The sequence below is a fragment of the Pseudomonas sp. Pme6b genome (assembly GCF_058129925.1).
In genome coordinates, this window is sequence record NZ_CM176704.1 from 2,627,911 (window position 1) to 2,646,703 (window position 18,793).

Sequence of the window (18,793 nt, forward strand, 5' to 3'; positions counted from 1 at the left end):
AGTATCGCAGGCGGATGGATGACGAGCCGGAGTGGCATTCGAAGTGGCTGTAATTATTGAGGGATGCAAGAAAAGCTGCGATAGGACTCGTCTGACATGCATGTAGGGCCTGTCTGAGTTTTGCGAGGCAATCAGGTCTGACCAGCGTTGTATCTGCATGCGCGCAGGTACTCGGCTGGTCTTATCAAGGCTAAATCTGTCCGGAGCGGCCAGTCATTTCCCGGGCCATCTCACTGGCATAGCTGTCGGTCATGCCGGCGATGAAGTCGATCATGCGCAGGAACGATGCATGCAGCGGTGCCTTGGGATCCGGCGCGCTGTTGCCCAGCAGGTCGAGGATACGTCGGTGCTTGAAGGAGGGCGTCCTGCCGCCAAACTGTTCGACCGCTGCACCGCAAAAGGCGTTTAAGAGGATTTCCAGTGTGGTGTAGGCACCTATTTCATGCAGCGTCTTGCGCTTGTCCTGAAAGATTTTCTTGCGCGCCATGTCCTTGGCGTTCAGTACGCAGCGTTTGGCCGGGCCGTGCATGTGTTCCACGAGATCCCCGGGCAGCGTGCCCGCAAGCAGGGCGTCCTGTTGCTCGACGAATGCTCTGGCCGCTGCGTTGGTCAGGTGCTCGATGGCCTTGCCGCGCAGGATGGCCAGCTTGCGCCGCCGTGAGTCGCCAGGGCCCAGTTGCCGATAGGTTTCCGGAAGATCATCGCCGACCAGTCCAAGCAGAAGTGACTCCACTTCCGCGTAGTCCAGCAGGTCCATCTCCAGGCCGTCCTCCAGATCGATCAGTGCATAACAGATGTCATCGGCGGCTTCCATCAGGTAAACCAGTGGATGGCGCGCCCAGCGTTGTTCCTCAAGCTGCGGCAAACCCAGCTTGCCAGCGATCTGCTCAAGGATTGGCAGTTCACTCTGATAGCAGCCGAACTTGTGCTTCTTGTAGCCCAGCGAGTCTGCGTGGCGAGCGGTCCACGGGTATTTGAGGTAAGTGCCCAGTGTGGCGTAGGTCAGACGGGTACCGCCGTCGAACTGGTGGTACTCCAACTGCGTCAGCACCCGAAAGCCCTGGGCATTGCCCTCGAAATTGAGAAAGTCATTGCGCTCTGTCTCGCTCATCGCGTCGAGCCAGCCACGTCCGGCAGCCTGATTGAACCAGTTGCGAATTGCGTCTTCGCCAGAATGGCCGAACGGTGGGTTGCCAATGTCGTGTGCCAGGCAGGCGGATTGTACAACCATGCCCAGGTCGCTTGGGTCGCACCAGTCGGGCAGCGCAGTGCGCAGGGTTTCGCCAACGCGCATGCCCAGTGAGCGGCCGACGCAGCTGACTTCCAGAGAGTGAGTCAGGCGGGTATGAATATGGTCGTTGCTGGACACCGGATGGACTTGCGTCTTACGTCCCAGACGGCGAAACGCACCGGAAAAGATGATCCGGTCATGGTCCTTGTGAAACGGACTGCGCCCTAATTCTTCGGGGCTGTGCAGTGTCTTGCCAAGTCGTTCGCGGTTAAGCAGGGTTTGCCAATCCAAGGCGTTCACTCCGTCAGTAATGTTGGCCGTAGCTTCCCGGTTCGGCATGCCTGCCGCAAGGCCTGAAGCGCGGACAGACAGAAACAGGGTGTGTTAAAAAGCAAATGCCCGCCCCGGAGCACCGGAGCAGGCATTTGTCACAAGGCTCGAATCACGCAAAAGGTCTGGCGTAATCAGAGCCTGCGGTTGCGGTTCTGGATGGCGCGACTCTGCATGGCGACCTTGATCAGTGGCGTCAGCGTGATGCCGAGCTTCAACAGGCGACCCAGCAGGCTGGTGCGTCCGGTCTTGGCACGTTTGCCGCTCAGAAACCCCAGCAGGGCGACCGAGCCCACTCCCCAGAGTGGCGCGTGGCGAAAGCCGAGCGCGCTTTTCCAGTCATGGCGGATCCCGCGAAAGCGTTGCAACGGCTGCAGCAGTTGCGTCGACTCATGACGAATTTCCTGACGGTGCATCTCCATGCGCAGGCGGATCAACGCCTTGCGCAGTTCTCGACGGGTATTACTCTGGTGCGACTTGGGTTCACTCATGGCATCAATCGCTCGCGGTCGTTGGCCAGCTCTTCAAGGGTTGCGTGGAATGGCGACGACTCATCGAAAATCGCTGCCTTGAGGCGCAGCCCGCAGAAGATGGCGGCCAGCAGGTAGAACGTGCAAAGGCCGACGATACCGGCCAGGCGATAGCTGTCCCACAGAACGATCAGCAACAAGGCCGAGAGCCCAGTGAGCAGCAACAGGCCGAAAACCAGCGCCAGTCCCGCGAACAGCAGCAGGCTGACGGTACGTGCCTTCTGCTCCTGCAATTCGATGCCGAACAGCTCGACGTGCGTGTGCAGCAGGCCAAGGAAAGCAGCGCCAAGACGCCGCGGTGAAGAGCCCGGAGTTCCCTCGGGCGGTGCTGATTCCGTTCCCAGAGTCATGATGTTAGCGCCTTGTAGCCAGCAGACCGATCAGAAAGCCGACGCCTGCGGCGATACCGACTGACTGCCAGGGGTTGTTCTGAACGTAATCTTCGGTAGCGATCACTGCAGCCTCACCGCGCTCACGAAGCGAATCTTCAGTGGTCTTCAGTGTTTCCTTGGCACGCAGCAGGCTCTCACGAATCTGGGCACGCAGTTCATCGGCCTGATCACCGGCCAGTGATGCGGTATGCGCCAGCAATTTCTCAGTGTCGGCGACCAGTACCTGGAAGTCGGCTCTCAGGATTTCCTGAGCATTCTGTGCAGTTTGGCGGGCCATGATGTTCTCCGTTTGGTGGGCGTATGAATGTTTCGAGTACAGGTGATTCCTGAAGGTTCACTTCGATTGCCGTCTGGTGTTCGATCAGGCTGCGTGCTGCCGCTGCACCTTACTCCAAAAGTATCTGTCAGGAAAAACCGCGACGTGTTGAAGATTGGGGTTCCGTATTTCTGGCCATTGGCTATGCTCCACACGCGTGATCACGTACATGGCGCGCGATATGAGAGCTGAATGGAGAGAGGCATGGAGCGGCTGTATTCCCTGCAGGGGCTCAGGGGCATAGCTGTCCTGGGTGTGGTGTTGTTTCACATGATGTCGGTAGAGAGCAAGTTTTCCGGTGGCGATATCCTTCTGCCGCCAATGCTCGATTTTTTTCAGTTGGGTGTCGATCTGTTCTTTGTCATCAGCGGTTTCGTGATGGTGATCGTCAGTCGTGGCCGTTTCCAGAGTGGGGTCGAGGCCCGGCGCTTTCTGTTCAACAGGGTGTCGCGGATCTACCCCACGTACTGGCTGTACTTTTTCATTACGCTGGCGGTGTACCTGGTGCAGCCGGGCATGGTCAACAGCGGGCATGGGGCTTCCAACTTGATTATGTCGTTCCTGCTGCTGCCCAACGATAAAGTGCTGCTGGTGATGGTGGCCTGGTCGCTGCTGTTCGAACTGTGGTTCTACGTCGTGTACTCCGGCTTTCTGTTGTTTCGTGAACGCAGCGTGCCGCTTCTGCTCGGCGGCTGGGCGCTGATCATCATCGTGTTTAACGTGCTGGCCGACTGGCAGGACTATTCGCCCGCATTGAAGATCATCCTGCATCCCTACGCCCTTGAATTCATTCTCGGCGCAGCGCTGGCGTTGTTCTTTTATGGTCGGCACAGCGCGCGCGTGCCGACCGCTGCCGTCCTTGCCTCGCTGGGAGGTGCGCTGCTGCTGGGCGTGCCCCTGATCGGTTATTTCCGGTTATACGACAGTCAGGGCTTGCTGCGCATGCTCATGGTCGGCGGTACTTTCGGCCTGCTGGTACTGACCCTTGCCCTGCTCGAACGACGTCGACAACTGGCTGTGCCAGGGTTTTTGGTCGCTGTGGGCGACATGTCCTACACGATCTATCTGTCTCATCTGCTGGTGTTGGGGGTGATCGGGCGGGTGTGGAGCCTGGTCGGTGCCTGGCCCGAAAGCTATCTGGACAACCTGTTTTTCGCGCTGCTGATGATGGCGGCAACGGTGTGTTACGGCTGGGTCGGTTACCGTTGTTTCGAGAAACCGGTACTGGACCGCGCCAACGCGTTCAGCAAGACGCATTTCCGGGTGTCGACGTGATCGCGGGGTGCGCCTAGAATAATTTTCGGTTGTAGAGGATTTGCCGAGGATCAATTCATGCCGCCCGAATGCCAGCTGTTCAGTACCCTGGGCTGCCCGCTGTGCGAGGTTGCCGAAGCGGTTTTACTGCCGTTCGCCATCGAGCACGGCCTGCTGGTTGAGCTGGTCGACATCTGCGAGGATGAACAACTGTTCGAGCGTTACGAGTTGCGCGTCCCTGTGTTGCGTCGAGTCGACACCGGGGATGAGCTGGACTGGCCATTTGACGCGCCTCAGGTAGCTTCGTTTTTGAGTCGTTGAGCGGCATTGTCGTAGAGCTGCATTCTTCTTTATCCCCCGGACCCGACGCGCATTGAATATTGATACCCGCATCAAATTTCGCCATCTGGTGTGCTTTCTCGAGGTGGCTCGGCAGGGCAGCCTGGCGCGTGCCTCCGATGTACTGGCAATCAGTCAGCCCGCGCTGTCGAAAAGTCTCAAGGAGCTGGAAACACTGCTGGCCACCACCTTGTTTGTGCGCAGCAAGAGCGGTGCGGCGCTGACCGAGGCGGGGGTGGCATTCATGCGTTTCGCCGGGCCGAGCGTCCAGGCCTTGCGTGAAGGTGTCAGTAGCCTGCGCTCGGGTGAACATGAAACTGTTACCGCACGGTTGGGCGTGCTGTCCACGGCTGAAAGCCTGTTGGTTCCGGAGGTGGTCCATCGTCTGCACGAGCGCCACCCCGCGTTGATCGTCAGCGTGATGACCGGCCCCAGTGCCTACCTGCTGTCGCAACTGAGGGTAGGGGAGCTGGACCTCGTGGTCGGGCGCATGACTGACAGCCCGCAGATTCAGGGGCTGACGTTCGAGCATCTGTACAACGAGTCGATGACGCTGGTGGTGCGCAGCGATCACCCGTTACTGGCGGCGCCGCTCAAGCCTGAAAGTCTGGAGCAGTTCCCGCTGGTGTTGCCGCTGGCGGGCACCACCATCCGCAAGTTTGCCGACAGTCTTTTCGTACAATGCGGTATCCGCATGCCGCGTCAGCGCCTTGAAACCCTGTCACTCACCCTGAGCCGCCGCTATGTGCAGTGCAGCGATGCAATCTGGATAGCACCGCTGGATGCCGTATTACTGGAGTTGAAAGGCGGCACGCTGGTGGAGCTGGACATGGGTATTCGCGAGCCGGGCGGATCAGTCGGCCTGTGCAGCAACCCGGCCCTGCCGCTGACACGTGCGGCGCAATGGTGTGTGGATGAACTGCGAGGCGTCGGAGAGACCTACCGCAAAGCGCAGTATGCATAACCATTTGGTTATGGATAACCGGTTTTATTTCAATTTTCTATAAGCATGGATCGCGCGACACTTCGCCGCAGCCTGTAGCGTAAGTGATCGACGCTTGCGCCCATAAGAAAAACAAGGAGAACGCCATGTCTGCCGCGGACAATAGCCGCTTCGTCATTCGTGACCGAAACTGGCACCCCAAAGCCCTGACACCTGATTACAAGACCTCGATCCTGCGCTCGCCGCGTCAGGCGCTGGTCAGTATCCCGCAATCCATTTCCGAAACCACGGGCCCGGATTTCTCGCATTTGAAGTTTGGTCAGCACGACAACGATCTGCTGCTCAACTTCAACAACGGCGGGCTGCCCATCGGTGAGCGCATCCTGCTGGCCGGCCGGGTCTGTGATCAATACGGCAAGCCGATTCCGCATACCTTGGTGGAGATCTGGCAAGCCAATGCCGGCGGGCGTTATCGCCACAAACGCGATGCCTATCTGGCACCCATCGACCCCAACTTTGGCGGTGTAGGGCGAGCGCTGACCGACAGCGAAGGCAATTACAGCTTCCGCACCGTCAAGCCAGGCCCTTACCCGTGGCGCAACGGCCCTAACGACTGGCGTCCGGCGCATATTCATGTGTCGATCAGCGGCCCGTCGATTGCCACCCGCCTGGTCACCCAGCTGTATTTCGAAGGCGATCCGTTGATTCCTATCTGCCCGATTGTCAAGGCCATCGCCAACCCGGACGCCGTGCAGAGCCTTATTGCCAGGCTCGATCTGGGGATGGGTAATCCAATGGATTGCCTGGCGTACCGCTTTGACATCGTGTTGCGCGGCCAGCGCAAGACACACTTCGAAAATTGCTGAGGAGGCCCGACATGCCCGTTCAATTACTGCAGGAAACCCCTTCGCAAACCGCTGGCCCGTACGTGCACATCGGTCTGGCACCGCAAGTGGCCGGCAATCCGACCCGCGAGCTGGAAATCTGGAACGAGATGGCCAGGCCCGACGCGCCGGGTGAGCACATCGTGCTGCTGGGCAACGTCTTCGACGGCAACGGTCATCTGATCCGCGATGCGTATCTGGAATTCTGGCAGGCCGACCATCAAGGTGCGTATCACAGCGAATTCGATCCGGAGCGGCCGTTCAACGGCTTCGGCCGCACGGCGACCACTGACGACGGCCAATGGATTCTGAAGACCATCAAGCCAGGCTCGGCACATAATGCGGCCGGGGTGCCGATGGCTGCGCACATCAACGTTTCGCTGTTTGCCCGTGGTATCAATATTCATCTGCAGACGCGGCTGTATTTCGACGACGAAGCGCAGGCCAATGCTCAGGACCCGGTGCTCAATCTGATCGAGCAGCCGCCGCGTCGCGAAACGCTGGTCGCGCGCCGCTGCACGCATGATGGGCAAACGGCCTATCGTTTTGATATCCGCGTGCAGGGTGAAGGCGAAACAGTGTTTTTCGATTTCTGAATCGGTTGTCGATTTGCGTATCAATGTGCGTGCGTTCCCGGCGCCTGCATCGGCAGGCGACCTTATAAAAATAAAAGGACATCTCCATGACGCTTTCCGCCAGCCGGCCTGTGCCGTGTACGCTCGACGTTCAGGCCTTCATCAATGCGCAACCGCTGTCCGGGTATCAGTGGCGGGTGGTTGCGCTGTGTTTTCTGATCGTGTTTCTCGATGGCCTCGATACCGCCGCAATGGGCTTCATTGCACCAGCGCTCAGCCAGGACTGGGGCATCGACCGGGCCAGCCTGGGCCCGGTGATGAGCGCTGCGCTGATCGGCATGGTATTCGGCGCGCTGGGTTCCGGCCCGCTGGCCGACCGGTTCGGGCGCAAGGTCGTGCTGGTGTTCGCGGTGTTTCTGTTCGGTCTGTTCAGCCTGGCGTCTGCTTACAGCAGCAACATTGATCAACTGCTGGTATTACGCCTTCTGACCGGGCTGGGGCTCGGTGCAGCGATGCCCAATGCCACCACGTTGTTGTCGGAATACACGCCCGAGCGGCTCAAGTCGCTGCTGGTTACCAGCATGTTCTGTGGTTTCAATCTGGGCATGGCCTGTGGTGGGTTTGTGTCGGCCAAACTGATCCCGAGCATGGGCTGGCACAGCCTGCTGATGCTGGGCGGTATTCTGCCGTTGATACTGGCGATGGTACTGATGGTCTGGCTGCCGGAATCAGCGCGGTTTCTGGTGGTGCGCAATCGCGGTGCGGAGCGTATTCGCAAAGTGCTGGCACCGATTGCGCCGAAGGCGTTGGCTGGCATCACCGATTTCAGCGTTCCCGAGCAGAAAACGGTCAGTAGCCGCAACGTGCTGAAAGTGATTTTCTCCGGTACATACAGCGCTGGCACGCTGTTGCTGTGGCTGACGTATTTCATGGGGCTGGTTATCGTCTACCTGTTGACCAGCTGGCTGCCGACGTTGATGCGCGACAGTGGCGCGAGCATGGAGCAATCGGCGTTCATCGGTGCGCTGTTTCAGTTCGGCGGGGTGCTGAGTGCAGTGGGGGTCGGCTGGGCAATGGATCGTTACAATCCGCATAAGGTCATTGGTCTGGCCTATGCGCTGGCGGGTGTGTTCGCCTGGCTGGTCGGGCAGAGTCTGGGCAATGTCGCCTTGTTGGCCACGCTGGTGCTGCTGGCCGGTATGTGCATCAACGGCGCACAGTCGGCAATGCCTTCACTGGCAGCGCGTTTCTACCCCACTCAGGGGCGTGCCACTGGCGTGTCGTGGATGCTCGGGATCGGCCGCTTCGGCGCGATTCTCGGCGCCTGGGCCGGTGCCACACTGCTGGGCCTGGGCTGGAGCTTCGAACAGGTGCTGACGGCGCTGGTGGTCCCGGCTGCCCTGGCCGCGATAGCGGTGCTGATCAAGGGCTGGGTCAGTCATTCGGACGCTACCTGAAACCTTTCAATCTGGAGTGGTGATGTGAACAGAGTGAGCAATCAACTTTTCGATGCCTACTTCATGCAACCCGAAATGCGCGAGATCTTTTCGGATGAAGGCCGGGTACAGTGCATGCTCGATTTCGAGGCTGCGCTGGCTCGGGCACAGGCACGCGTCGGCCTGATCCCGCCCGAGGTGGTCGCCGACATCGAACTGAGCTGCGACGCACGGCTGTTCGATTTCGACGCGCTGGCAATTGCCATCGGCAGTGCCGGCAATTCGGCGATTCCGCTGGTCAAGGCGCTGGGCAAACAGATAGCCGCGCGCAGTGCTGAGGCCGAGCGCTATGTGCATATGGGCGCAACCAGCCAGGATGTGATGGACAGCGGGCTGATTCTGCAACTGCGTCGAGCGATCGTGCTGCTTGAGCGTGATCTCACCCTACTGGCCGATGCGATGGCTGAGCAGGCACAGCGTCATGCTGGCACGCCGCTGGCTGGACGCACCTGGCTGCAGCAGGCCACGCCGGTCACTCTGGGGATGAAAATCGCTGGCTGGCTGGGCGCGGTGACTCGTCATCGACAGCGCTTGAACGAGATCAAACCGCGTCTGTTGTGCCTGCAATTCGGCGGTGCTTCCGGCAGCCTCGCGGCGCTGGGCGACCAGGCCTTTTCGGTGGCCGAAGCGCTGGCCGGTGAATTGCAACTGGCGTTGCCCGAGCAGCCCTGGCACACCCAGCGTGACCGACTGGTGGAGTTTGCCGGTCTGCTGGGCCTGATCGCCGGCAGCCTCGGCAAACTGGGGCGCGACGTGAGCCTGCTGATGCAGACCGAAGTGGGCGAGGTCTTCGAGCCTTCGGCACCGGGTAAGGGCGGATCTTCGACCATGCCGCACAAACGCAACCCGGTCGGTGCTGCGGTCATGATCAGCACCGCCACCCGCGCACCGGGGCTGGTCGCCACGATGCTGGCCGCCATGCCGCAGGAGCACGAGCGCAGTCTGGGCCTGTGGCATGCCGAGTGGGAGACTTTGCCGGAGCTGTGCTGTCTGGTTTCCGGTTCGCTGCAGCAAGCGTTGCAGGTGCTACCCGGTCTGCAGGTCGATGCCGAGCGTATGGCGAGCAATCTGCAATCCACCAAAGGGCTGGTGCTCGCCGAGGCAGTGAGCATTGCGCTGGCTCAGCGCAATGGGCGCGATGCTGCCCACCATCTGGTCGAACAGTGCTGCCGTCGTGCGGTAGAGCAGGGCGCGCATTTGCGTCAGGTGCTTGGCGAAACCCCGCAAGTCAGTGAGCAGTTTTCTTCCGACGAGCTGGATCGTCTGCTTGATCCGGCCCATTACCTTGGCCAGGCCCGACAATGGGTCGAGCGTGCCGTGGCTGAACACACAAGGATTTCCCGATGACCGAAGACGAACGTTACGAAGCTGGCATGCAGGTGCGCCGCGCAGTGCTGGGCGATGCGCATGTCGACAACAGCCTGAGCAAACTGACGCCGTTCAATGAAGAATTCCAGGAGATGATTACCCGTCACGCCTGGGGTGATATCTGGACACGTCCAGGGTTGCCGCGCCACACGCGCAGCCTGATCACCATTGCGATGCTGATCGGCATGAATCGCGAGGGCGAATTGCGCCTGCACCTGAAGGCCGCAAAAAACAATGGCGTGACCCGTGAGGAAATCAAGGAAGTGCTGATGCAGAGCGCGATCTACTGCGGCATTCCGGCGGCCAATGCGACGTTCCACCTCGCCGAAACGGTGTGGGATGAAATGGGCGTGGAGTCGTTGAAGGAGGATTGAAAAGTCGCATAACAAGGAGTGCTGCAGCGAAATGTCATGCCTTACCCGCGTTCACTGCCCATAAATGAAAGCGCTGTTTTATCACGAAGTCGGGCCTCAATCTCACTGACTCGCAGAACCAGCGCGTGGCGCGTAGCGCCACAAAGAGGACGCAGAGCGTCCAGAACTGCATGCCGACGCGGAGCGTCGGCACGATAGTCAGTTAGATTTCTGTATAACGATGAGTGATCAACCGTGGCGGCGTTTTTGTTTTTAGAGCAGCGACAGCGGGTAGCTGACGATCAGGCGGTTTTCGTCGAACTGGTTGGTGTTGTAGTCACGCCGCATGGTGGAGTTGCGCCATTTGAGCGACAGACTTTTGAACGCGCCACTCTGGAACACGTACGCCAGCTCGGTTTCCCGTGCCCACTCTTCGCCATCGGTGATAGCGCCGGTGTGTACATTGTCACCGCTGATGTAGCGGTTCATCAGGGTCAGGCCGGGTGCGCCCAGGGCTGCGAAGTCGTAGTCGTGACGCAGCTGCCAGGATTTCTCCCTGGCGTTGTCGAAGCTGGAGTTGTAACTGTCGTTGGCCAACGTCCCGCCACTGGTACCGTTGACGCGCATCCAGGCGCTGTCGCCGCTGACCTTCTGCAAACCCAGGTAAAAGGTGTTACCGCCGTGCCGTGCCGAGAGCATCGCTGACCAGGTCTTGTTGTCCAGATCACCGGCCAGCGACTGGCCGTCGTCTTTGCCCTGGAAGTAGCCAAGGTTGGCCCCCAGCGTCCAGCTGCCCAACGGCTGGCTGTGCAGCAGGTTGAAATATTGCTGGTGGTAGATGTCTTCAAGCTCGGCGTACCACACGCCGACCTGGGTGCGCTTTTCGTTGAACACGTACTCGCCGCCGCCGAAGTTGAAACGGTCTGAGGTGAACGCTGAGCGGCCGTTCAAGGACATGTCTTCCATGCTGGCGTCGTTGCGCGGGCTGTTGCCGCGGAACTGGCCGCCGTACAGGGTCAGCCCGTCGATCTCTTTGGAAGTGATTTGCCCGCCCTGAAAGGTTTGCGGCAGCGAGCGGCCGTCATCCGAGCGCAGGATCGGCAACACGGGCATCCACTCGCCGACCTTCAATTCGGTCTTCGAGAAGCGCGCCTTGCCCGCCACGGCCAGTCGCCCGAAGTCGTCGGCCGGGCGTCCATCGCTGTGGATCGGCAGCAATTGCGTGCCGCCTGTTCCCTTGCCGCCGTCTAGCTTGAGCGAGTAAAGGCCCAGCGCATCCACACCAAAGCCAACGGTGCCTTGGGTGAAGCCGGAGCGGGCATCGAGGATGAAGTTCTGCGTCCACTCCTCGGCGTAGTTCTGCGCATTGGCCGGGTCGACGAAGTTGCGGTTGATATAGAAGTTGCGTAGGTTCAGATTGACCTTGGCGTCTTCGACGAACCCGGCAGCATTGCCGCTGATGGGTGTCAGGTTTGCAGCAATGGCCGCAGACAGACCGCAAAGGAGTTTGCAGGAGGAATTGGCGCGCATGGAACAGACCTTTTTTGTAGTTATTGAGTCGTGTAGCTGGCTACGATAGTGAAAGGCCGGAAGGTGCCGTGCAATTGTGAAATAACTGTTTCGGGCGATAATCGAACGTTAATGAACCGGTTCGAACATTTTGTGGAGGGCGTTGCAAACGTGTGTGCGATGCTCACTGGTCTGTAGATACGGGTCTGTAAACATAGGCGGCGTGCTCTGGCGTTTTCGGCCACGGCGTCGGGAGTATCAGTTTTTTTGTGTTCGGGCTGGTTAGGGCCTGCCGTCAGGCAGGCCCTTGTTTTACCAGCTCGGTCTGGTAAATCGGTCTCCGTACAGGATCGCAAATTGATTCATTGCCACTTTCCAGTCGTGTGCCGCATGACCCCAGTTGGCGGTGATGTTGCGCAACCCAAGCCATATCAGTTTCGTCGCGGCCTCATCGGTCGGGAAGTGCCCTCGAGTCTTGATGATCTTGCGTAACTGGGCATTGATGCTCTCGATGGCATTGGTCGTGTAAACCACTTTGCGGATGCCCGCCGGGAAAACAAAAAACGGTATAACCCGATCCCAGGCGCGACGCCATGCAGCAACCACAGTCGGATACTGCTTGCCCCAGGGGCCCGCTTCAAAGGCGTTAAGCTCTTGCTCAGCCACATCTGCATTGATCGCCTGGTAGATCGGCTTGAGTGCTTTGGCCAGTGCCCGACGTTTATCCCAAGCGGCATAGTCCAAGCTGTTGCGGATCAGATGCACGATGCAGGTTTGCAGCGTCGTGGCAGGAAAAACCGCCCCCAACGCCTCCGGTATTCCTTTGAGGCCATCCGTGACGGCGATCAGAACATCTTCAACGCCACGAGTCTTGAGGTCGTTGAACACCTTCATCCAAAACTTGGCACCCTCGGTGCTCTCGATCCATATACCCAGAATGTCGCGCGTGCCATCAGGTAATACCCCCAGCGCCAGATAAATAGCCTTGTTGCACACTAACCCCTCGTCCCGGATTTTGACCCGTAACGCATCGAAGAAGATCACCGGATACATCGGTTCCAAGGGTCGTTGCTGCCAAGTGCCCACCTCTTCCATGACCGCATCGGTGACTGAGCTGATGAAGTCATGGGACACGTTAGTTCCATACTGCTCAGATAGAAAAGCGCGGATCTCACGCACCGTCATGCCCCGGGCGTACATGGCAATTATCTTGTCGTCGAAGCCTGTAAAACGTCGTTCGTGCTTGGGAATCAGGATCGGGGCGAAGCTACCATCGCGGTCTCTGGGGATATCCAGGCGAAGCGGCCCGTCGTCGGTCAGAACCGTCTTGCTGCTTTTGCCATTACGCTGATTGGTCGACTCCTCAGGGCGCTCCGCGCCCTGAGGGTAACCAAGGTGGTGACCCAGCTCGGCGCCTAGCGCACGCTCGATCAGAGCCTTCTTGAACGCCATGGACGCGTCTTGAATGGCTTCGGCGCTCATCGGGCCTTTAACAAACTGCTCGATCAGCTCTTGGGGAATCGAGGGCAACTCCCTCGCTGTTGCATTGGCGGACTTCTTTTTGGTCGGCATACATGCACCTCTAGCTACATGTTATGCCCGAACACAAAATTTCTGACAGTCTCCGGCGTCCGGCTGCTGAAACTTGAACAAGGAAGCGCGATGAGCACTGCCAGCACGCCTTTGTCCGGCGTCAACCAACCACTGAAAGGGATTGGTTTCATTCTTCTGGCGACTTTTCTGTTCGCCAGTCACGACACACTCTCCAAGTACCTGTCCGGCTTCTATCCGATCATTCTGGTGGTCTGGGCGCGCTATCTGGTGCACACGCTGCTCATGGCCTGCATCTTCATGCCATCGGCGGGGTTGCGCGTGCTGCGTACCAAGCGTCCCGGCTTGCAGGCATTGCGTGCGCTGGCGCTGTTGGGCACCAGTCTGCTGTTTACCAGCAGCCTGATGTTCATCCCGCAGGCAGAGGCGACCGCGGTCAACTTTCTCGCTCCGTTGCTGGTCACGGCACTGTCGGTGCCGCTGTTGCATGAGCGTGTGACGCGCGGGCAATGGGTTGCGGTGGTTGTCGGGTTTATCGGGGTGATGATCATCATTCATCCGGGGGGCGAGCTGTTTACCCCGGCGATTCTGCTGCCGCTGTCATCAGCCTTGTGCTTTGCGCTGTATCAACTCCTGACGCGGCTGGTCAGCCCGTTCGACAGCCCGACCACCAGCAACTTTTTTGCCGGGCTGTTCAATACCCTGTTGATGAGCGCGCTGGTGCCGTTCTTCTGGGAAGTGCCTGCGCTTAAACATCTGCCGTTTCTGCTGGCGCTGGGGGCATGTGGTATGTCGGCCCACTTGCTGCTGACCCAGGCCTTCCGCTTCGCCGCCCCGGCAATGCTCGCACCGTTCAGCTATTGCCAGATCGTGTTTGCCGGGCTGCTGGGTTTCGTGGTGTTCGACCACATGCCATCACCGACCGCACAGGCCGGTATCGCCATCATCTGCCTCAGCGGCCTGGCGGCGGCTTGGCAACAGCGGCGTAAGGGTGGGTGATGAGCTGTTCCTTCGTACGAATACACAAATCTGACTGACTATCGTGCCAATGCTCCGCGTTGGTACGCAGTTCGTGACGCTCTGCGTCACATCTGTACCGCAGCACAACGTAGTGTCTTGCGCGCAATCACTTTACATAGATAAAGCGCTTTTTATCGCGGTGGCACTGACGACGCAGAGTGCGAAGTTAGTGACGGCTGAGTCCTGGCACTGATCCGGGGGATGCGAGGCAGGACGCCGAGCAAGCCGCATCGGGCCAAGGATGGCTCGTTGAGGTTGTCCACCAGCCCCTGGGCGCGTTGCGGCTCGACTTCGAATACTGTCAGGCATTCGACGCCAGCGCTCAATAACGCATGAGCCACGGCAGCGCCTGCGCCACCTGCGCCCATTTGCACCACCTGCTGACGTGGAGCCTTGTCCAGGCCGCGTTGGAAGCCTTCGGCAAAACCCAGGCAGTCAGTGTTGTGACCAATGCGCTTGCCGTCCTTGAACACCACGGTATTCACTGCGCCGATACCGCGGGCTTCGGCGGACAGCTCGTCCAGTAATGGGATAACCGCCTGCTTGCACGGAAAGGTGATGTTCAGGCCGGTGAAGCCGCAGTTTTGTGCGCTTTCGATAAGCTGGGGCAGGGCGCTGATATCCAGTTGCAGGGCGTCGATATCGATCAGCCGATACAAGTAGCGCAGGCCCTGGGCGTCGCCTTCGTGCTCGTGCATGGCGGGCGTTCGCGAGGCCTGAATGCCCGAGCCGATCAGGCCGGCAAGAACGGATTTTTTTTCAGCATGGGTCATAGAATACGTCTCTTGTTTTTGTGCCACTGCCCGGTCCAGAGCAGGTGTTGAGCGGAATGTACCAGATGGTTAATAGTGCCGCAGGTGGCAGGCGATTGCCATGCAGCGATATTGTGCGGTGATCGCCCTAATCAGTGATAATCCACGGCCAGCCGCTTCAGATCAGCCAGAGTTCACGCCGCACATGCCCGATTCCGTTTTTAGCGCCGCACAGCAACAAGCCAGCACGTTGTACCTGCCGCCAGGCGCGTGGGCCACAGTGCTCGATTGCCTGTGCGCGAAATTCACCGTCATCAGCCGCGAACAATGGCTGGACCGTATTGCCCGCGGACGGGTGCTGGACGAAAACGGCAAGGCCATCGCGCCTGACCTTGCGTACCGCGAGGGCCTGCGCATTCACTATTTCCGTGAGGTGCCCAACGAAACGCCGATCCCGGTGCTCGAAACGATTCTGTACGCCGACGAGCATCTGGTGGTGGCGGACAAACCGCACTTTTTGCCGGTGACACCCGCAGGTGAGTACGTCGAGCAGACGTTGCTGCGCCGTCTGATCCATCGCCTGGGCAACCCCGATCTGGTGCCGCTGCACCGTATCGACCGGCACACCGCCGGGCTGGTGCTGTTTTCCGCCAACCAGCAGACGCGCTCGGCTTATCAGGCGCTGTTTCCCACCCGGCAGATCGACAAGTTCTACGAAGCCATTGCGCCAGCGTTGCCGGGGCTGGAGTTTCCACGTTTGCACGAAAGCCGTCTGGTCGAAGGCGAACCATTCTTTCGCATGCAGGAAGGAGCAGGGGCGAGCAATACCCTGACGCAGATCGAGGTGCTCGAACGGCAGGATCAATTGTGGCGGTACGGGCTTTATCCGGTGACCGGCAAGAAACATCAACTACGCGTGCACATGGCGGCACTGGGCGCGGGCATCTGCAACGACCCGTTCTACCCGGCCGTGGTAAAGAACCCTGTCGACGATTATCAAAACCCTCTGAAGCTGCTGGCCAAGGGCTTGCGCTTCATCGACCCGCTCAGCGGTAAACAGCGTCAGTTCGAGAGCCTGCTTGAACTCGACTGGTAAGCGGTAAAGCCGGGCTGACGGCCAAAAAAAACCCGCACTCGGCGGGTTTTTTCAAATCAGTCACAAGTCACACGACGCCCGGATCACAGATCCTTGACGGTACGTACCTGATCCTTGTTGATGCGGGTCTGCTTGCCGTCGAGTTGCTTGAACTCGTAGAAGCCCGATTCTTCATCGTACTTTGGCGTATCGACAGCCTGGATTTCACGACCATCGTTCAAGGTGATCACAGTGGGCGATGCGCAGCCGGCGAGGGAGGCAATGCTCAATGCAAGCAGGAAGGCAGCGGGAAGGGTCCGTTGTTTCATTACTGTGTCTCCAGATGGATTCTTGATTTACTGAACTCTCAGACGGATACACCGTCGGCAAAGTTCCGTATACACCGTCAGCAAGTTCAATAGCCAGTCACTTGCCACAGTTTTCGCTGATCCCGGTCAACAGACAGGGAGTATTCAGGTTGGCCAGGCGTGGATCGCCAGCTTCCAGTTGCAGGGCGACTGGTTGCAGCGGTTCCAGGGCCCTTCTCGGGCTGCGTTCGCCGGCCTGCCATGCGGCTTCCAGCGTTGCGGCGTGAGCGATGGGGATCATACATAAAAGCGGCTGCCAGTGCTGGCCTTCACGCACCATTATTGGTCGCTCCGGGCATTCAACAGCCTTTTCGCGTAACGCTTGCAGCAACGGTTCATCGACCAAAGGTACGTCGCAGGGCAGAACCAGCAACCACTGATGCCGGGCGAGTGGCAGGGCGGCGCGAATTCCGGCCAGAGGACCGTTGAAATCGGCATCGTCGTCCTGCACCAGTTGATCGGCGTACTGCGCATAGCGCTCGATGTTGCGGTTGCAGGAAATGATCAGGTCGTCGGTCAGCGGCCGGGTCAGCCGGTGCAGGTGCTCGATCAGCGCCTTGCCCTGCCACTCGATCAGGCCCTTGTCACGCCCGCCCATGCGCTGCCCGCGACCTCCGGCCAGCAGCAGGATAGAGCAGGGAGGCAGTGCGGCAGGGACATTCATCAAACACTCGGCGGGCAGTCAAAAGGAGTGCTGTGATATAACACCGGCCTGTTTCCTTAACAACTGGATGAGGCCATGAAAGCCAAGGCTGACACACCTTTCGTACCCCTGAATATCGCCGTGCTGACCGTCAGCGATACCCGCACCCGTGAAACCGATACCTCGGGCCAAATGTTCGTCGACCGTCTGACCGACGCCGGTCATGGCCTGATCGAGCGCGTGCTGCTCAAGGATGACCTGTACAAAATCCGCGCTCAGGTAGCGACCTGGATTGCCGACGATCAGGTGCAGGTCGTGCTGATCACCGGCGGCACTGGCTTCACTGGCCGTGACAGCACGCCGGAAGCCGTGGCGTGTTTGCTCGACAAGCAGGTCGATGGTTTCGGTGAACTGTTCCGGCAGATTTCGGTGCCGGATATCGGCACCTCGACCATTCAGTCCCGTGCGTTGGCGGGCCTGTCCAATGGCACCCTGGTGTGCTGCCTGCCGGGCTCCACCAATGCGGTACGCACGGCGTGGGACGGGATTCTCGCCCAGCAACTGGATTCGCGCTTCCGGCCCTGCAACTTCGTGCCGCACCTCAAGCAGGCCGAGCCCTGTGCGACTCGTGGTTGAGTGCTGATGAACAACGAGCCGAAAACCTTGCTGCCTGTCGAAGAGGCTATCGCACGGCTGCTGGCGATGGCCGAGGCCACGCCGATCACTGATCGCCAGCGTGTTCCGCTGGCCGATGCCGAAGGCCGTGTGCTGGCGGTAGATCTGATCTCCACTCTGGATCTGCCGCCCTGGCCGAACAGCGCCATGGACGGTTATGCCCTGCGCGTAGCGGACTGGAGCGGCGAGCCGTTGACGGTCAGCCAGCGCATCTTTGCCGGTCAGGCACCCGAGCCGCTGGCACCTGGCACCTGTGCACGAATCTTCACCGGTGCGCCGATGCCTGAAGGTGCCGATTGCGTCGAGATGCAGGAAAACGCCGAGGTGCTGGCGGATCAGCGCGTGTGCTTCAGCGAGCCGCTGAGCGTTGGGCAGAACATTCGCCCACAGGGGCAGGAAACCCGCGTCGGCGACACCGTACTGGCGGCTGGGACGCGGCTTGGTCCTATTGAATTGGGCCTGGCCGCTTCGTTGGGCCTCGCCGAGCTTGAGGTGATCCGACGGGTGCGTGTCGCGGTGCTGTCCACCGGCGACGAGTTGATTGAACCAGGTCAGCCATTGGGGCCGGGGCAGATCTACAACAGCAACCGGGTGTTGCTGTGCAGTTGGCTGAAGCGACTCGAATGCGAGGTCGTGGATGCAGGCATCCTGCCGGACGATCTGGCGAAGACTCGTACTGCGCTGGCGAATCTGCACGATGTCGACCTGATCCTCTCCACGGGCGGCGTCTCGGTAGGCGAAGCGGATTTCCTTGGTCACGCATTGCGTGAGGAAGGCGAACTGACGCTCTGGAAGCTGGCCATCAAGCCCGGAAAACCGCTGACTTTCGGGCATTTTCGTGGCGTACCGGTGATTGGCCTGCCCGGCAATCCCGCCTCCACGCTGGTCACCTTCGCTTTGCTGGCGCGTGCTTACCTGCTGCGTCGCCAAGGTGTGATTGACGTAGCGCCGTTGCAGTTTCCGGTGCCCGCAGGGTTCGTCTGGACGCGCCCGGGCAATCGTCGCGAATACCTGCGCGGGCGTCTGGAACAGGGCAGGGCCGTGGCCTATCGCAACCAGAGCTCGGGTGTATTGCGCAGCGCTGCCTGGGCTGACGGCCTGATTGAAGTGCGTGAAGGCTCAACCGTGGCCGAAGGGGACTGGGTCAACTTCATCCCGTTGAGTGAAGTGCTGGGCTGAGTGGATTAAT

Annotated in this window: 20 protein-coding genes and 1 pseudogene; 12 read left to right on the top strand and 9 right to left on the bottom strand. The window is 59.7% G+C overall.

All coding sequences use genetic code 11. The features are described 5' to 3' along the window. Positions 1–190 precede the first annotated feature (190 nt). The 4 genes from AC4ANE_RS11750 to AC4ANE_RS11765 all read right to left on the bottom strand — a co-directional run bounded on the left by AC4ANE_RS11750 (position 191) and on the right by AC4ANE_RS11765 (position 2,760). The gene (locus AC4ANE_RS11750) at positions 191–1,522 is read right to left on the bottom strand and encodes a deoxyguanosinetriphosphate triphosphohydrolase (RefSeq protein ID WP_002553115.1); all 1,332 of its coding nucleotides are present in this window, start codon (positions 1,520–1,522) and stop codon (positions 191–193) included. A gap of 173 nt (positions 1,523–1,695) precedes the next feature. Further along, a complete protein-coding gene (locus AC4ANE_RS11755) occupies positions 1,696–2,052 on the bottom strand; it encodes a hypothetical protein (RefSeq protein WP_002553116.1) in 357 nt (118 codons plus the stop codon). Then, entirely contained in the window at positions 2,049–2,441 is a 393-nt protein-coding gene (locus AC4ANE_RS11760; RefSeq protein ID WP_002553117.1) for a phage holin family protein, read from the bottom strand. The genes AC4ANE_RS11755 and AC4ANE_RS11760 overlap by 4 nt, the downstream gene beginning before the upstream one ends. 4 nt (positions 2,442–2,445) lie before the next feature. Continuing rightward, the gene (locus tag AC4ANE_RS11765; protein WP_002553118.1) at positions 2,446–2,760 is read right to left on the bottom strand and encodes an ElaB/YgaM/YqjD family protein; all 315 of its coding nucleotides are present in this window, start codon (positions 2,758–2,760) and stop codon (positions 2,446–2,448) included. Between the two features lie 243 nt (positions 2,761–3,003). Between AC4ANE_RS11765 and AC4ANE_RS11770 the strand changes: the two genes are divergently transcribed. From AC4ANE_RS11770 to pcaC, 8 genes are all read left to right on the top strand, one after another. Next, on the top strand, positions 3,004–4,074 hold the full coding sequence (locus AC4ANE_RS11770; RefSeq protein WP_002553119.1) for an acyltransferase family protein: 1,071 nt from the start codon (positions 3,004–3,006) through the stop codon (positions 4,072–4,074). A 57-nt stretch (positions 4,075–4,131) separates the two neighbouring features. After that, complete coding sequence (locus AC4ANE_RS11775) at positions 4,132–4,374, top strand: glutaredoxin family protein (RefSeq protein WP_005732565.1); 243 nt, start codon at positions 4,132–4,134, stop codon at positions 4,372–4,374. Positions 4,375–4,426: 52 nt separating this feature from the next. Then, on the top strand, positions 4,427–5,356 hold the full coding sequence (pcaQ, locus tag AC4ANE_RS11780) for a pca operon transcription factor PcaQ (protein ID WP_002553120.1): 930 nt from the start codon (positions 4,427–4,429) through the stop codon (positions 5,354–5,356). A gap of 125 nt (positions 5,357–5,481) precedes the next feature. Next, the gene (pcaH, locus tag AC4ANE_RS11785) at positions 5,482–6,201 is read left to right on the top strand and encodes a protocatechuate 3,4-dioxygenase subunit beta (RefSeq protein WP_002553121.1); all 720 of its coding nucleotides are present in this window, start codon (positions 5,482–5,484) and stop codon (positions 6,199–6,201) included. A gap of 11 nt (positions 6,202–6,212) precedes the next feature. Continuing rightward, complete coding sequence (pcaG, locus tag AC4ANE_RS11790; RefSeq protein WP_004665140.1) at positions 6,213–6,815, top strand: protocatechuate 3,4-dioxygenase subunit alpha; 603 nt, start codon at positions 6,213–6,215, stop codon at positions 6,813–6,815. Positions 6,816–6,901: 86 nt separating this feature from the next. After that, on the top strand, positions 6,902–8,251 hold the full coding sequence (gene pcaK, locus AC4ANE_RS11795) for a 4-hydroxybenzoate transporter PcaK (protein WP_002553123.1): 1,350 nt from the start codon (positions 6,902–6,904) through the stop codon (positions 8,249–8,251). Between the two features lie 24 nt (positions 8,252–8,275). Beyond that, entirely contained in the window at positions 8,276–9,637 is a 1,362-nt protein-coding gene (locus AC4ANE_RS11800) for a 3-carboxy-cis,cis-muconate cycloisomerase (RefSeq protein ID WP_460408939.1), read from the top strand. Continuing rightward, positions 9,634–10,032: a 4-carboxymuconolactone decarboxylase gene (pcaC, locus tag AC4ANE_RS11805; protein WP_002553125.1), complete on the top strand. Its 399-nt coding sequence runs from the start codon at positions 9,634–9,636 to the stop codon at positions 10,030–10,032. Before AC4ANE_RS11800 ends, pcaC begins: the two co-directional genes overlap by 4 nt. Before the next feature lie 252 nt (positions 10,033–10,284). On the opposite strand, the gene AC4ANE_RS11810 is transcribed toward pcaC, so the two are convergent. Both AC4ANE_RS11810 and AC4ANE_RS11815 read right to left on the bottom strand, forming a co-directional pair. After that, positions 10,285–11,541 carry an OprD family porin gene (locus AC4ANE_RS11810; RefSeq protein ID WP_031595227.1) on the bottom strand — a complete coding sequence of 419 codons (1,257 nt, stop codon included), beginning with the start codon at positions 11,539–11,541 and terminating at the stop codon, positions 10,285–10,287. A 291-nt stretch (positions 11,542–11,832) separates the two neighbouring features. Then, entirely contained in the window at positions 11,833–13,092 is a 1,260-nt protein-coding gene (locus AC4ANE_RS11815; RefSeq protein ID WP_054082596.1) for an IS256-like element ISPsy17 family transposase, read from the bottom strand. 90 nt (positions 13,093–13,182) lie between these two features. Here AC4ANE_RS11815 and AC4ANE_RS11820 point away from each other — a divergent pair, with 90 nt between their 5' ends. Continuing rightward, the gene (locus tag AC4ANE_RS11820; RefSeq protein WP_002553127.1) at positions 13,183–14,070 is read left to right on the top strand and encodes a DMT family transporter; all 888 of its coding nucleotides are present in this window, start codon (positions 13,183–13,185) and stop codon (positions 14,068–14,070) included. A 266-nt stretch (positions 14,071–14,336) separates the two neighbouring features. On the opposite strand, the pseudogene AC4ANE_RS11825 reads toward AC4ANE_RS11820, so the two are convergent. Beyond that, positions 14,337–14,864: pseudogene (locus AC4ANE_RS11825) on the bottom strand (shikimate dehydrogenase); the annotation flags it as partial. Between the two features lie 184 nt (positions 14,865–15,048). Here AC4ANE_RS11825 and AC4ANE_RS11830 point away from each other — a divergent pair. After that, positions 15,049–15,939, top strand: coding sequence for a pseudouridine synthase (locus tag AC4ANE_RS11830; RefSeq protein ID WP_460408940.1), 891 nt, complete (start codon positions 15,049–15,051; stop codon positions 15,937–15,939). Between the two features lie 83 nt (positions 15,940–16,022). Here the strand turns inward: AC4ANE_RS11830 and AC4ANE_RS11835 are convergent, their stop codons facing one another. Both AC4ANE_RS11835 and mobA read right to left on the bottom strand, forming a co-directional pair. Continuing rightward, positions 16,023–16,247 carry a YgdI/YgdR family lipoprotein gene (locus AC4ANE_RS11835; protein WP_002553129.1) on the bottom strand — a complete coding sequence of 75 codons (225 nt, stop codon included), beginning with the start codon at positions 16,245–16,247 and terminating at the stop codon, positions 16,023–16,025. Positions 16,248–16,344: 97 nt separating this feature from the next. After that, positions 16,345–16,950 (bottom strand): molybdenum cofactor guanylyltransferase MobA, encoded by a 606-nt coding sequence (gene mobA / locus AC4ANE_RS11840; protein ID WP_002553130.1) that lies wholly within the window; start codon positions 16,948–16,950, stop codon positions 16,345–16,347. 75 nt (positions 16,951–17,025) lie between these two features. On the opposite strand from mobA, the gene moaB reads away from it, so the two are divergent. Both moaB and AC4ANE_RS11850 read left to right on the top strand, forming a co-directional pair. Continuing rightward, on the top strand, positions 17,026–17,565 hold the full coding sequence (gene moaB, locus AC4ANE_RS11845) for a molybdenum cofactor biosynthesis protein B (RefSeq protein WP_002553131.1): 540 nt from the start codon (positions 17,026–17,028) through the stop codon (positions 17,563–17,565). A 6-nt stretch (positions 17,566–17,571) separates the two neighbouring features. Beyond that, positions 17,572–18,783: a molybdopterin molybdotransferase MoeA gene (locus AC4ANE_RS11850; protein WP_002553132.1), complete on the top strand. Its 1,212-nt coding sequence runs from the start codon at positions 17,572–17,574 to the stop codon at positions 18,781–18,783. Positions 18,784–18,793 lie beyond the last annotated feature (10 nt).

Excerpts from the sequence above, each read along its gene's own strand:
- AC4ANE_RS11755 (WP_002553116.1), bottom strand. The coding sequence starts at position 2,052 with ATGAGTGAACCCAAGTCGCACCAGAGTAATACCCGTCGAGAACTGCGC.
- AC4ANE_RS11760 (WP_002553117.1), bottom strand. The coding sequence starts at position 2,441 with ATGACTCTGGGAACGGAATCAGCACCGCCCGAGGGAACTCCGGGCTCT.
- AC4ANE_RS11765 (WP_002553118.1), bottom strand. The coding sequence starts at position 2,760 with ATGGCCCGCCAAACTGCACAGAATGCTCAGGAAATCCTGAGAGCCGAC.
- AC4ANE_RS11770 (WP_002553119.1), top strand. The coding sequence starts at position 3,004 with ATGGAGCGGCTGTATTCCCTGCAGGGGCTCAGGGGCATAGCTGTCCTG.
- AC4ANE_RS11775 (WP_005732565.1), top strand. The coding sequence starts at position 4,132 with ATGCCGCCCGAATGCCAGCTGTTCAGTACCCTGGGCTGCCCGCTGTGC.
- pcaH (WP_002553121.1), top strand. The coding sequence starts at position 5,482 with ATGTCTGCCGCGGACAATAGCCGCTTCGTCATTCGTGACCGAAACTGG.
- pcaG (WP_004665140.1), top strand. The coding sequence starts at position 6,213 with ATGCCCGTTCAATTACTGCAGGAAACCCCTTCGCAAACCGCTGGCCCG.
- pcaK (WP_002553123.1), top strand. The coding sequence starts at position 6,902 with ATGACGCTTTCCGCCAGCCGGCCTGTGCCGTGTACGCTCGACGTTCAG.
- pcaC (WP_002553125.1), top strand. The coding sequence starts at position 9,634 with ATGACCGAAGACGAACGTTACGAAGCTGGCATGCAGGTGCGCCGCGCA.
- AC4ANE_RS11810 (WP_031595227.1), bottom strand. The coding sequence starts at position 11,541 with ATGCGCGCCAATTCCTCCTGCAAACTCCTTTGCGGTCTGTCTGCGGCC.
- AC4ANE_RS11815 (WP_054082596.1), bottom strand. The coding sequence starts at position 13,092 with ATGCCGACCAAAAAGAAGTCCGCCAATGCAACAGCGAGGGAGTTGCCC.
- AC4ANE_RS11820 (WP_002553127.1), top strand. The coding sequence starts at position 13,183 with ATGAGCACTGCCAGCACGCCTTTGTCCGGCGTCAACCAACCACTGAAA.
- AC4ANE_RS11830 (WP_460408940.1), top strand. The coding sequence starts at position 15,049 with ATGCCCGATTCCGTTTTTAGCGCCGCACAGCAACAAGCCAGCACGTTG.
- AC4ANE_RS11835 (WP_002553129.1), bottom strand. The coding sequence starts at position 16,247 with ATGAAACAACGGACCCTTCCCGCTGCCTTCCTGCTTGCATTGAGCATT.
- mobA (WP_002553130.1), bottom strand. The coding sequence starts at position 16,950 with ATGAATGTCCCTGCCGCACTGCCTCCCTGCTCTATCCTGCTGCTGGCC.
- moaB (WP_002553131.1), top strand. The coding sequence starts at position 17,026 with ATGAAAGCCAAGGCTGACACACCTTTCGTACCCCTGAATATCGCCGTG.
- AC4ANE_RS11850 (WP_002553132.1), top strand. The coding sequence starts at position 17,572 with ATGAACAACGAGCCGAAAACCTTGCTGCCTGTCGAAGAGGCTATCGCA.